The organism is Saccharospirillum sp., from assembly GCF_039982735.1.
Lineage (GTDB): Bacteria > Pseudomonadota > Gammaproteobacteria > Pseudomonadales > Natronospirillaceae > Saccharospirillum.
Map to the genome: position 1 here is coordinate 1 of NZ_JBDWXV010000007.1, position 12,072 is coordinate 12,072.

The 12,072-nt window shown below is 55.0% G+C and carries 12 protein-coding genes; 3 read left to right on the forward strand and 9 right to left on the reverse strand.

Going from position 1 to position 12,072, the window contains the following annotated elements; translation table 11 throughout:
* Positions 1-259: 259 nt before the first annotated feature.
* The 9 genes from ABJT94_RS03960 to prfC all read right to left on the reverse strand — a co-directional run bounded on the left by ABJT94_RS03960 (position 260) and on the right by prfC (position 7,156).
* Entirely contained in the window at positions 260-658 is a 399-nt protein-coding gene (locus ABJT94_RS03960; RefSeq protein WP_348474368.1) for a ClpXP protease specificity-enhancing factor, read from the reverse strand.
* Entirely contained in the window at positions 658-1,287 is a 630-nt protein-coding gene (locus ABJT94_RS03965) for a glutathione S-transferase N-terminal domain-containing protein (protein ID WP_028672244.1), read from the reverse strand. The genes ABJT94_RS03960 and ABJT94_RS03965 overlap by 1 nt, the downstream gene beginning before the upstream one ends.
* 92 nt (positions 1,288-1,379) lie before the next feature.
* Positions 1,380-2,135, reverse strand: a complete 756-nt coding sequence (locus ABJT94_RS03970; RefSeq protein ID WP_348474369.1) for a cytochrome c1 — start codon at positions 2,133-2,135, stop codon at positions 1,380-1,382.
* Complete coding sequence (locus ABJT94_RS03975; protein WP_348474370.1) at positions 2,132-3,358, reverse strand: cytochrome bc complex cytochrome b subunit; 1,227 nt, start codon at positions 3,356-3,358, stop codon at positions 2,132-2,134. Before ABJT94_RS03975 ends, ABJT94_RS03970 begins: the two co-directional genes overlap by 4 nt.
* A complete protein-coding gene (gene petA / locus ABJT94_RS03980; protein ID WP_348474371.1) occupies positions 3,358-3,951 on the reverse strand; it encodes a ubiquinol-cytochrome c reductase iron-sulfur subunit in 594 nt (197 codons plus the stop codon). Before petA ends, ABJT94_RS03975 begins: the two co-directional genes overlap by 1 nt.
* Before the next feature lie 239 nt (positions 3,952-4,190).
* Entirely contained in the window at positions 4,191-4,586 is a 396-nt protein-coding gene (gene rpsI, locus ABJT94_RS03985) for a 30S ribosomal protein S9 (RefSeq protein WP_127559513.1), read from the reverse strand.
* Positions 4,587-4,597: 11 nt separating this feature from the next.
* On the reverse strand, positions 4,598-5,026 hold the full coding sequence (gene rplM / locus ABJT94_RS03990; RefSeq protein WP_127559511.1) for a 50S ribosomal protein L13: 429 nt from the start codon (positions 5,024-5,026) through the stop codon (positions 4,598-4,600).
* 141 nt (positions 5,027-5,167) lie between these two features.
* Positions 5,168-5,509, reverse strand: a complete 342-nt coding sequence (locus ABJT94_RS03995; RefSeq protein ID WP_348474372.1) for a hypothetical protein — start codon at positions 5,507-5,509, stop codon at positions 5,168-5,170.
* A 69-nt stretch (positions 5,510-5,578) separates the two neighbouring features.
* Positions 5,579-7,156, reverse strand: coding sequence for a peptide chain release factor 3 (gene prfC, locus ABJT94_RS04000; RefSeq protein ID WP_348474373.1), 1,578 nt, complete (start codon positions 7,154-7,156; stop codon positions 5,579-5,581).
* Between the two features lie 145 nt (positions 7,157-7,301).
* Here prfC and cmoA point away from each other — a divergent pair, with 145 nt between their 5' ends.
* The 3 genes from cmoA to ABJT94_RS04015 all read left to right on the forward strand — a co-directional run bounded on the left by cmoA (position 7,302) and on the right by ABJT94_RS04015 (position 12,072).
* Complete coding sequence (gene cmoA, locus ABJT94_RS04005; RefSeq protein WP_348474374.1) at positions 7,302-8,051, forward strand: carboxy-S-adenosyl-L-methionine synthase CmoA; 750 nt, start codon at positions 7,302-7,304, stop codon at positions 8,049-8,051.
* 4 nt (positions 8,052-8,055) lie between these two features.
* Positions 8,056-9,060: a tRNA 5-methoxyuridine(34)/uridine 5-oxyacetic acid(34) synthase CmoB gene (gene cmoB, locus ABJT94_RS04010; RefSeq protein ID WP_348474375.1), complete on the forward strand. Its 1,005-nt coding sequence runs from the start codon at positions 8,056-8,058 to the stop codon at positions 9,058-9,060.
* A gap of 246 nt (positions 9,061-9,306) precedes the next feature.
* Positions 9,307-12,072 (forward strand): insulinase family protein, encoded by a 2,766-nt coding sequence (locus tag ABJT94_RS04015; protein WP_348474376.1) that lies wholly within the window; start codon positions 9,307-9,309, stop codon positions 12,070-12,072.

The window sequence follows — 12,072 nt, forward strand, 5'->3', positions numbered from 1 at the left end:
CGCGTATTCTACGCCTCCGCTCCGTTGTGTCAACTCTTTTATTAAGAAATGTTCTTTAGAATCAGTTCTTTAGAGCCTTCACTTCATCCCGCCTCTCGGCTGGTTGGAGCCGCTGTTCGGTCACAGCGGAGGCGCATTATAGGGACTGAGCTCCCCGGGTCAACGCCTTTACTGAATTTCTTCAAAACTTTCTGCGGAAATTAAAAAAGGCGTCCCGGGGAACGCCTTTAGCAGTGCACTCTCAGCTATCAGGGTGGAACTACTTTACCACGCGCAAAGACGGCTTCTTGCTACCACCGTCGTCACCAGGCGGCGTGTCCTCCGGATCCGGATCTTCCGGTGCCTCGAGGTCGAAGCCCATACCCTGACCATTCTCTTTGGCAAAAATGGCCATAATAGAAGACATGGGTGCTCTGACCAGAGTAGGCACACCGGAAAAACGGGCACTGAATTCAACCCAGCGGTTGTCGAGTACCAATTCCCTGACCGCCGAAGGCGCTATATTAAGTGTGATCTGACCATCCCGAACAAATTGAACAGGCACTTCAACACCCGGAAAGTCGGCTGCAATCACCAGATAAGGCGTGCAGTTGTTGTCGACAATCCACTGGTGGAAAGCCCTGAGCATGTAGGGTTTGTTGGAGGTCATTTCACTCATCAGTCGCGCATCTCCTGCTCGACTTCAGACAGGCTGATCTGGAACGATTCACGCTCAAACAGACGTTCCATGTACTTATGGATCGGCTTGGCCTGTTTTTCAGTCAACTCAATACCCAGGGCCGGCAAACGCCACAGAATAGGGGCGACGCAGCAATCGACCAGAGTGAACTCCTCGCTCATGAAGAACGGCTTTTCGTCGAACAAAGGAGCAATGGCCAGCAGGCTTTCGCGCAGTTCTTTACGCGCCTTGGTCACACTGTCTTTACTCTTGGCAGCAACGATAACATCGACCTTGTCGCACCAGTCGCGCTGGATGCGAGCCATGTACTGACGGCTCTCGGCCCGGGCAACGGGGTATACCGGCAGCAACGGCGGGTGCGGAAAACGCTCGTCGAGGTACTCCATCATCACGTAGTGTTCAAACAGCGTGAGGTCACGGTCGACCAGTGTTGGCAGAGAGTTATAAGGGTTGATATCGGCAATTTCCTGAGGCATGTCATCCGGATCGACGTCTTTGATGTCGACCGCTACGCCCTTTTCCGCCAGTACAATACGCACCCTATGGCTGTATTGACTGGCCGGATCGGAGTAAAAAGTCATGGAAGAACGTTTGGCAACGACGCCCATTAGGTACTCTCCTCGATGTAAAAACACCCTGATACAAGACAAAACAAGCGCGGACCAGCCGCGCTTATCAAAAATACTACTCGGCATTCACCTTAGTGAATGTCTTTCCACAACTCGCGATACAGCAACTGACCAATCACCAGGAACACCGCCAGGAAGGCAAATACCATCCAACCGATACGTTCGCGGTCTTTGGCATATGGCTCACCCATGTACTGCAGGAAGTTAACCAGATCATAAATGGTCTCGTCATATTCAGCCTTGGTCAGCGACCCTTCCACGGCGTAGTGCTCACAACCACCCTCAGTGATGAGGTTCCCGGTCAACGGATCAAAGCGACGCTCGCTGACGGCGTGAGGCGGCTCAGCACAGAGACCCTGAAGCTCCATCAATGCGTGCGGCATACCGACATTAGGAAAGGCTGTGTTATTGACCCCTAATGGACGACTTTCGTCCTGGTAGAACCCGCGCAAATAGGTATAGAGCCAATCTTCTCCCCGTACCCGGGCAACCAGAGTAAGGTCTGGCGGTGCAGCACCAAACCAAGCCTTTCCGTCTTCGCTGCTCATTGAGTTTGTCATCAGCGAGCCAAAGGCAGCTTCAGTGAAAATAAGATTTTCCGCGAAAATATCTTCGGGAATATCCAGGTCAGCGGCCACGCGGTTGTAGCGGGCGTACTCCAGCGAGTGACAGGCCATACAATAATTCATGTAGGTCTGAACACCACGCTGCAGGGACGCCGTGTCAGTGATGTCGGTATCGATGTGATCCAACTCGACGGACTCACCCGCGGCCAATGCCACCAGTGGTGACACACTCAGTATGAGAGACAGGAACAGTTTCTTCATTTCGCTGGCACCCTCTCCGGTACAGGTTTGGTGGTTTCCATGCGTGTGTATATCGGCATCAGCAAGAAAAAGCCGAAATAGATCACGGAACCAAAGCGTGCTAACCAGGTGTTCAGGTCCGTTACCGGCTGACCGCCCAAGTAAGACAGCATGATGAAGGCCAGAGCAAACACAACAATAGCGGTTTTGCTCATCCAGCCCTTGTAACGCCAGCTCAGTACCGGACTTTTGTCCAGCCAGGGCAGGACAAAGAGGATGGCAATGGCGGCGCCCATGGCGATAACGCCCATTAGCTTGTCAGGAACAGCCCGCAGGATGGAGTAGAAAGCACCGTAGTACCAGGTTGGTGCAATGTGTGCCGGCGTTTTCAGCGGGTTGGCTGGCTCGAAGTTGGCGTGTTCAAGGAAATAGCCGCCGCCTTCCGGGAAGAAGAAGATCACGCCGCAGAACACAAACAGGAACACGATGATCATCGGCAGCTTGCCAAGGGTGTAGTAGGGGTGGAACGGAATGCCGTCCAGCGGTTTACCCTGCTCATCCTTGTGTTTTTTGATGTCGATACCATCGGGGTTGTTCGACCCCACTTCGTGCAGCGCCAGTATGTGCAGCACAACCAGCAGCGCCAGCACCAGCGGCAAAGCGATGACATGCAACGCAAAGAAACGGTTTAGCGTAATGCCGGAAATCAGGAAGTCGCCCCGAATCCATTCAGTCAGGCCATCGCCGATGACGGGAATAGCACCAAACAGGGAGATAATGACCTGAGCACCCCAGAACGACATCTGACCCCAGGGCAATACATAGCCCATAAAGCCTTCCGCCATCAGGGCCAGATAGATGAACATGCCGAACACCCAGATCAGCTCACGGGGCTTTTTGTATGAACCATACATAATGCCGCGGAACATGTGCAGGTAGACGACGACAAAGAAGAAAGACGCACCGGTTGAATGCATATAGCGAATCAACCAACCCATGTCGACATCGCGCATGATGTACTCGACAGAGCGAAAGGCCTCATCGGAGCTGGGGACAAACGACATGGTCAACCAAATCCCGGTCAGGATTTGGTTGGCAAATACCAGCGTTGCCAGTAACCCGAACACGTACCAGAAGTTCAGGTTAACCGGTGCATAGTACTTGGACATGTGCTTTTCATAAGCATTGGTGACCGGCAGACGCTGGTCGAGCCATTGCATGAAGGCTGGCTTGTTTGTACTCATCAGACAGTATCCTCACCAATGGTTAGCATGGACCCTTCGATCATATGCGGCGGCACCACCAGGTTGGTTGGGGCGGGCACACCGCGAAAGACGCGACCGGCCAGGTCAAAGCGCGAGCCGTGACAAGGGCAGAAGAAACCACCCATCCAGTTCTCGTCGAAAGACTGAGGTTCGACACTTGGGATGAACTGTGGCGAACAACCCAGGTGGGTGCAGACACCTTCCAGTACCAGCAAGTCTTCGGAGCGGGAACGCGCCGGGTTCTGCGCGTATTCTGGCTGCTGCGACGCCACTTCTGAGTTGGGGTCGGACAGACGACTTACCAGATCATCCTTTGTCAGGTTGGCGATGGCCTCGTCAGTGCGTCGAACAATGAAAATCGGCTTGCCGCGCCATTCTGCAATGCGCATTTCGCCGGGCTCGAGCTTACTGATGTCAACGGTCACCGGAGCCCCAATCGCCTTAGCTTTCTCACTGGGAAACCAGGAGCGGACGAACGGGGTTGCAACTCCAACCGCGCCTACGGCACCCATGGCGCCTGTCGCGATATAGAGAAAGCGGCGCCGACCCTTATTTACGCCGTCTTGCGTCATTATTAGGTCCTCTGTCTGAAGGTAGAAAAAATACGGGGCAGTTTCCACAAAATGACGGGAATACTAAAGAATTACACTCCCACTGACAAGAAAACCCTTCGCCCTACAGGGGTATTGGCAGGGGTCGGACAGGCGCTATTAACAATCCACACTGCCACGGTACTGACTGAAGGGCACTGTGACAAACAAAAACGCCCGGACAAGTCCGGGCGTTTTGAAAGCAGGGCCATCCAGAACGATTAACGCTTGGAGTATTGCGGACGCTTACGCGCCTTGTGCAGACCGACTTTCTTACGTTCAACCATCCGGGCGTCGCGGGTTACGTAACCGGCGGCACGCAGCTGCTTGCGCAGAGTCTCGTCATAGACCATCAGGGCACGGGTAATGCCATGACGAATCGCACCGGCCTGACCGTTGGCACCACCACCAGCAACGCTGATGATGACGTCGAACTTGTCAGTCAGCTCAACCAGTTCCAGAGGCTGACGAACGATCATGCGTGACGTCTCACGACCAAAATACACATCCAGAGGGCGCTTGTTGACGCTGATCTGGCCGGTACCCGGACGCAGGTAGACACGTGCGGCTGAGGTTTTGCGGCGACCTGTACCGTAATATTGCTGAATTGCTGTCATGTCGCTCCCCATTAAATCTTCAGTTCTTTGGGCTGTTGTGCAGTATGCGGATGATCGACACCGGCATACACCTTCAGCTTCTTCAGCATGGCACGGCCAAGCGGATTCCGGGGAATCATGCCTTTAACCGCCAGTTCGATCACACGCTCGGGCTTGTGGTCGATCATTTTTTCGAAGCTCATAGACTTCAGGCCACCCGGGTACCCGGTATGACGGTGATACATTTTTTGCTTGGTCTTGCGACCGGTCACAGCCACTTTCTCGGCGTTGATCACGACGATATAATCGCCGGTATCCACGTGAGGTGTGAACTCTGCTTTATGCTTGCCGCGCAAACGACGAGCAATTTCGGTCGACAAGCGACCCAACGTTTGGCCTTGGGCATCGACTACGTACCAGTCGCGCTTTACTTCAGCCGGTTTTGCTACAAAAGTTTTCATTTAACTCCGCCTAATAAAAGTGGGGGGCTCAGGGGCAGTTAATCCGAAATAAGGGCGCGGATAGTAAAGAAACAACCACCCCTTTGCAAGCGCCTTCGATCAAATAGTATTCAAAAACGGGACGATGACCGAATGATCCCGCTATAACCCTTCGCTTCCCGTGGTTCCGCCCGGCATTCTCACTCTTGAGAAGCGCACCAGGCCTATGCCAAGGCCAGCTATACAGCCAAAAACCGTCACCAGCATGCCGAAGACGGTTTCAGGCTCCAGGCCACCTCCCGGGTTCAACGCAAAGCGGGTGACGCCCCAGAAATAGGCGAGACTGGTCACCAGAAACGTCAGCATCAGCATGCTGACCACCCAGTACCCCTTGGCATCGTAGAGCCGCAGGCTACCTTTAAGCACCCGGCTGTGCAGCAGCGTGAAGAGACCGGTCGAGGCACCCGCAACAATCAGCGCCAGCGCCACCAGATAGATGATCATGCCGTCCCTCCAGGTTGAATGATGCCGCCCGTCATTCGGCAACGGCCAAAACGGGCACCAGGCCCTGCCTCAGTGCTCCCGGGTTTTCCGGAACGCAATGTCAGGATGGCGTTCCTGCGCCATCTGCAGGTTGACCATGGTCGGGGCCACATAGGCCAGGTTATCACCGCCATCCAGCGCCAGATTATCGTAGGCCTTATCGCGGAATTGCTCCAGTTTGCGTGGGTCCGAGCATTCGACCCAGCGCGCCGTGGCTACGCTGATGGGCTCGTAAACCGCATCGACCTTGTATTCCGACTTCAAACGCTGGGCCACCACATCGAATTGCAGCATACCAACAGCGCCGACGATCAGGTCATTGTTCTTGAGCGGCCGGAATACCTGCACTGCACCCTCTTCAGACAGCTGCATCAGACCCTTTTGCAATTGCTTGGCCTTAAGCGGGTCGCGCAGGCGAATGCGACGGAACAGCTCGGGCGCGAAATTCGGGATACCCGAGAACTTGACCATTTCACCCTGGGTAAAGGTATCACCAATCTGAATCGTGCCGTGGTTGTGCAGCCCGATGATGTCACCGGGCCAGGCTTCCTCGACCGCTGAACGATCACCCGCCAGAAAGGTCAAAGCATCAGAGATGCGCACATCCTTACCGGTGCGAACATGCTTCATCTTCATGCCTTTCTCGTACTTTCCGGACACAATGCGCAGGAAGGCAACGCGATCGCGGTGGTTCGGGTCCATGTTTGCCTGGATCTTGAACACAAAACCGGAAAAGTTACTTTCGCTGGCATCAACAACCCGGTCATCGGTGGCCCGCGACTGGGGGTTCGGCGCCCAATCCACCAAGCCGTCGAGCATATGGTCAACGCCAAAGTTACCCAGCGCCGTACCGAAGAACACCGGCGTCAGCTGCCCGGCCAGGAACTCTTCCAGATCGAACTTGTTGGCGGCGGCCAGCAGCTCAACATCCTGACGCAGTTCATCGGCGTATTCGCCCAGCGCCGTGTCCACTTCAGGGTTGTCGAGCCCCTTGATCACCCGACGCTCCTGAATGGTGTGCCCCTGCCCAGTCTGATACAGCAGCACTTCATCGTTCAACAAGTGGTAGACGCCCTTGAACTGTTTACCCTGGCCAATCGGCCAGGTGATGGGCGCGCAGCTGATCTTGAGAATATTCTCGACTTCATCCATTAGCTCAAGCGGCTCGCGGATATCCCGGTCGAGCTTGTTCATAAAGGTCAGCACCGGTGTTTCGCGCATTCGGGCGACGTCCATCAGCTTGATGGTCCGGTCCTCAACGCCCTTGGCGGCGTCGATCACCATCAGACAGGAGTCCACCGCGGTCAGGGTACGGTAAGTGTCTTCGGAAAAGTCCTCGTGCCCCGGGGTATCGAGCAGGTTCACCAGCTTGTCGTGGTAGGGGAACTGCATAACTGAGGTGGTAATCGAAATACCCCGGTCTTTTTCCATTTCCATCCAGTCCGACTTGGCATGCTGGCCAGACTTTTTGCCCTTCACAGTACCGGCCGTCTGCAGGGCTTTCCCGAACAGCAGCACCTTCTCAGTAATGGTGGTCTTACCGGCATCGGGGTGCGAAATGATGGCGAAGGTATGACGTTTTGAGACTTCTTCAGCAATGGTGCTCATAGATAAGCGGCATTTCCCAGACAAAGCGGTTCAAATTGCCGCGCATTATAACGTTCGCCGCCTGATTTTCGACCACAGGGGCGAAGATAGTCGGCGGTCCATGTAAAATACCGCCTCCTAACGCCTGAAGTGACCCGTTTCGACCATGACGCATCGCCAGCCACCCGAACCCGCCAAAGACACGATTTACGCCAGCGAACACGGCCAGGTCGCTGATTTCCGCTTCGATGACACCGTCGCGCGCGTGTTTCCGGACATGATCAAGCGCTCGGTGCCAGGTTACAGCCACATTATCGGCATGATTGGCATCCTCGCCGAACAATACGCCCAGCCCAACAGCCGGCTTTATGATCTGGGCAGCTCCCTCGGCGCGGCCAGTCTGGCCATGCGCCACCGGGTACATGCCCCGGGTGCCGTGATTGTCGCGGTCGACAACAGCGAAGCCATGCTCGAACGCAGCCGGGATTTCCTGGAGAGTGAGGACTTGCCAACCCCGGTGCAGACCCTCTGCGCGGACATCACCTCCCTGACGCTTGAGAACGCCTCCTTCGTGGTGCTGAACTTCACCCTGCAGTTCATTCCGCTCGAACACCGCCAGGAAACGCTGCAACGGATCTACGACGGCATGCTGCACGGCGCCGCCCTGGTGCTTTCTGAAAAGCTCCGCTTCCCGGATCCAGTACAGGACCAATTATTGATACAACACCACCACGACTTCAAACGCGCCAATGGCTACAGCGACCTGGAGATCAGCCAGAAACGCCAGGCCATTGAACGTGTGCTGCTGCCGGAAACCGCCGAAGGCCACCTGAACCGCCTCAAAGCCGTCGGCTTCAGCACCGCCACGCTCTGGTTTCAGAGCTTCAACTTCGCCTCCTTTCTGGCCATTAAGTGACCGCATGATTGATTATCGCCCCTTTATCGACTCCCTGACCGGAACGCCATTGGCCGCCTGGCAGGCACCATTGCAAACTCAACTGGCCGACCTGTTCGCCAACCTCAACGATGGCAACCTGCCCCGATTCCTGGCCTGCATCGACCAATTGCCGGCGGTACAGGATGCCCAGTTCGACCTGAGCAAAGTCACCCTAACCTCGGCAAACGCGCTGACTGATGAAGACCAGGCCAAACTGCATCAGGCACTGCGCGATCTGATTCCCTGGCGCAAAGGCCCATTTCGAATATTTGGCACCCACATCGATTCCGAATGGCGGTGTGATCTAAAGTGGGCTCGGGTCGCTCCGCACCTAAGCGATTTGACTGGCCGCTGCGTATTGGATGTCGGCAGTGGCAATGGCTACTACGGCTGGCGGATGAAAGCGGCCGGCGCGCGAATCGTGGCAGGCATAGATCCGTCCTGGTTGTCGGTCGCGCAACACCTGGCAATTAACACCTATGTGGGCGATGCCACTCACACCGTGTTGCCGTTCACACTGGAATCGATGACGCCAGACCTAGAAGCCTTCGATACGGTCTTCTCCATGGGCGTGCTGTACCACCGCCGCTCGCCGCTCGATCACCTCGCCGAACTGCGCGCTGCGTTAAGACCCGGCGGTGAAGTGGTACTGGAAACACTGGTAGTCGACGGCAACGAACGCGAAGCCTTTGTGCCACCCGGTCGCTATGCGCGCATGAACAACGTCTGGTTTCTGCCAAGCCCGAAAGCCCTGGCGCACTGGCTGGAAAAATCCGGCTTTGAAAACGTGCACATTGCTGATGTCACCCCAACGACATCTGACGAACAACGAACAACCGACTGGAAGCCCGGCCAGTCGTTAACCGATTACTTGAATCCCAGCGATCCCACAAAAACCATCGAAGGGCACCCGGCGCCGTTGCGAGCCACACTTGTCGCGACAAAGCCGGCCGGGGCTAAACGACTGCGCCGGTATTATCTTGATTGAAACGGCACGACGTATGACTTGGCTCAATGGCCCGATGATGCCCAATCAGCCGCGCTTAAAGCCAACTCCATCACAAAGAGCACATCAACACTTAATCGAGCTTACCAATATTGCTCAGTTACCTCGACCATGACTGTTCGAAAAAGGCAATTTCGAATAGCATTTCGAGTGCTATCAGTCAGCAACGTCAACCGCTATGGCTGGCAGCGATGGAAGGATCACATACTCTAAAGGAACCTCAGACTAATGTTGCCAGAATACTCCCACTGCGGACGTTTCCGTGCCCTGTTTATTACTGCAGTCATACTGACACTTGCCGCCTGTGCAAATCAGACAGCTTATTTCCAACCCAGCTTCTCGCTCGAAAAAAATCGACCCGAACTCTATGTCTGGCCCAACAGCAACAGCCACTCCAAAAATGAAGCTTCCATCAGTCTTCTGGTGAAGGCCGGCAGTCTGCAAGAAGAGGCATCGGAACTCGGCTATGCGCATTTCGTCGAACACATGGCGTTTAACGGGACCGAAGCCTTTCCGGGCGAAACTATCCGGACCCAGTTGGAAAGCCTGGGCATGAGTCTGGGTGACCATTCAAACGCCTATACCACCTTCGACCACACCAGTTACGACCTGCATTTGAACACGGTTGATCCGGAACGACTGGAAGCCGCGATTCAATTGCTGTCGGAGTGGGCTTACCGCATTGAGTTTAACGACCAAGAAGTTCAAAAAGAGAAAGCCATCATTATTGAAGAGTGGCGGCTGTCGGAAACGGAAGCAGACCGGGTCGACGCTCGAATTCAAGAAAATTATCTTGCTGGCAGTAGGTTGGCAGAGCGGTTGCCTATCGGAACAAAGCAAAGTATTGAGTCTGCGACTGCCGATGCTTTAGAAACGTTTTACCAGCGGTGGTATCGTGCCAATAACATGGCCATCATCGTGACAGGTGACGTCGATGAACAGCTCGTATCGGAACTGGTTGCGCAATACTTCCCTGAAGACACCCAGCAAAGCCCGGACCCTGGTGTTTTTTCCATTAACCCCAGTGCCATGCAAGACAGACTGATCCTGACCGACCCTTACGAATCCGGCGGATACGTGAGCTTCGATTATTATGTTCCTTACTCCTCTCCCCGGTCAGTCAATGATGTACTGGCCATCCAGCACTGGCAGGCAGCGCTGGATATCTGGTACGACCGGGTTCAAGCTCGCTTGCCGGAAACCGAAGGCGCCGTTGTCGACGCAGATTACTACTGGGAAACGGTGTCACCGGAAATATTGAATGTCAGCCTGTCTGCCTATCTGCCCAACGGTGACTTTGAGCAAGCCATCGGCGTCATCGAACGCGAAAGACAACACATTGCCACGTCAGGTGTTCGCCAATCTGAACTCGATAACTGGCGTAACGGCCTGCTCGAACATGAGCGTTCACAACAAGACTCGGCAGGCCACCTGGCAGGCGTCATCTACGATCACATCCTCTACGGCTGGCCAATGCTGAGTCAGTCGGAACGCATCGCCTTGTATGAAGACCGACTCGACGAGTTAACACCCCAGAGTGTTCAGGCGGCGTTTGCAGCCCTGTTTCATTCAGACCCGAAAGTAACCCTGGTACACCCCTACCAGTCGCCGGCACCCTCAACAGCCGACGTTGACACCTGGCTTGCCGGGATCGAAGTCACTAGTGCACAGGCTTCAAACAACGACGTTCAAAGTGAAACGCTGTGGACCATTGCCCCGGCATCAACCGGAACCATCGTCAGGGAAGAAAGCCTGCCCGAAGCGGTCACCCGCTGGACACTCGGCAACGGCGTGACCGTTTATTACCGATACAGCGATCAGGCACCCGGCAAGGTATACTATGAACTGCACGGTCTGCAGGGGTTCAACGCCTTGCCTCCCAATGAAACAGCCGTCGCCCGTCTGGCTTTGCCCGCAATGGGTACCAGCGGCCTGCGTGAAATGAACGGCGCCCAGTTAAACGAATGGCTCAATGCGAGGGCCATCACCCAGGTGCCTACCTTTTCCTTTTTCGATCGTGGCATGTATGGCTCGGGCCCCAGTCCGCAATTACCGGTCATGATGCGATTATTGCACATTGCCCTGACAGAGGCTGAGGTCGATGAGGTCGCCTGGCGACACATTCGTAACCAATACCGGGACCACCTGAACCAGTTAAAAGGCAACCCCCATGAACCCTGGTTCAACCTGGTTGAGACGTCGCTTTTTAACAACGATGTTGCGCTTCGCTTAACGGCGGAAGAACTTGAACGCATCGATACAGCAGCCATACAGGCGGTCTATAACACCTACTATGCCGGTACCCAAAACTATCGCATGAGCATTGTCGGCGATGTCAGTAAAAGTGCAGTGAAGTCATCGCTGCTGGAAGCCATTGCAACCCTGCCCCGGCAATCAGCCGACTGGACTACCCCACGCTCATACCCCTCGCCGCAGGCGTCCGGTTCACACACAGTGTCGAACAGCGGCGAACAAAGCGCAGCTGTTGTGCTCAGGTACAGCTTGCCCAAAACGGAAATGCCAGAGGCCTCTTTTACAACGCTCAGCTTGCTCGAAGCCTGGATCAACAATGCTCTGTTTGAAGACATTCGGGAAAACAAGGGCCATGTATACGCCATTAGCTCAATCATTGATGGCGCCACCGTTACCCAAAGTGACTATACCCTGATCATTGAACTGGCAACCGACCCTGCGAGTGTAGAGGCAGTAGTCTCCGAGGTAAAAAGCCGGCTGCAGTCACTGGTTGAATCACCGGCAACAGAAAGCCAGGTTAGACAGTGGCACGAGACCCTGGAGCGGGATTTTCTGCAGACCATCAACGGTGCCGAACAACAAGCGGAAGCCCTTGCGTACGCTCCCTTGTTTGGCAAGGACCCGATCGCAGCACTGCGCTTTGATTCAGCACCACCGGCGACACCCGACCAATTGGTTGAACTGGCAACACAGTTCACCCATCCGGATACAACGCTGATCGAGCTGGTTTGGATGCCCTGA

Excerpts from the sequence above, each read along its gene's own strand:
- prfC (WP_348474373.1), bottom strand. The coding sequence starts at position 7,156 with ATGAGCACCATTGCTGAAGAAGTCTCAAAACGTCATACCTTCGCCATC.
- ABJT94_RS03965 (WP_028672244.1), bottom strand. The coding sequence starts at position 1,287 with ATGGGCGTCGTTGCCAAACGTTCTTCCATGACTTTTTACTCCGATCCG.
- cmoB (WP_348474375.1), top strand. The coding sequence starts at position 8,056 with ATGATTGATTATCGCCCCTTTATCGACTCCCTGACCGGAACGCCATTG.
- ABJT94_RS03975 (WP_348474370.1), bottom strand. The coding sequence starts at position 3,358 with ATGAGTACAAACAAGCCAGCCTTCATGCAATGGCTCGACCAGCGTCTG.
- ABJT94_RS03960 (WP_348474368.1), bottom strand. The coding sequence starts at position 658 with ATGAGTGAAATGACCTCCAACAAACCCTACATGCTCAGGGCTTTCCAC.
- ABJT94_RS03995 (WP_348474372.1), bottom strand. The coding sequence starts at position 5,509 with ATGATCATCTATCTGGTGGCGCTGGCGCTGATTGTTGCGGGTGCCTCG.
- rpsI (WP_127559513.1), bottom strand. The coding sequence starts at position 4,586 with ATGACAGCAATTCAGCAATATTACGGTACAGGTCGCCGCAAAACCTCA.
- petA (WP_348474371.1), bottom strand. The coding sequence starts at position 3,951 with ATGACGCAAGACGGCGTAAATAAGGGTCGGCGCCGCTTTCTCTATATC.
- cmoA (WP_348474374.1), top strand. The coding sequence starts at position 7,302 with ATGACGCATCGCCAGCCACCCGAACCCGCCAAAGACACGATTTACGCC.
- ABJT94_RS04015 (WP_348474376.1), top strand. The coding sequence starts at position 9,307 with ATGTTGCCAGAATACTCCCACTGCGGACGTTTCCGTGCCCTGTTTATT.
- ABJT94_RS03970 (WP_348474369.1), bottom strand. The coding sequence starts at position 2,135 with ATGAAGAAACTGTTCCTGTCTCTCATACTGAGTGTGTCACCACTGGTG.
- rplM (WP_127559511.1), bottom strand. The coding sequence starts at position 5,026 with ATGAAAACTTTTGTAGCAAAACCGGCTGAAGTAAAGCGCGACTGGTAC.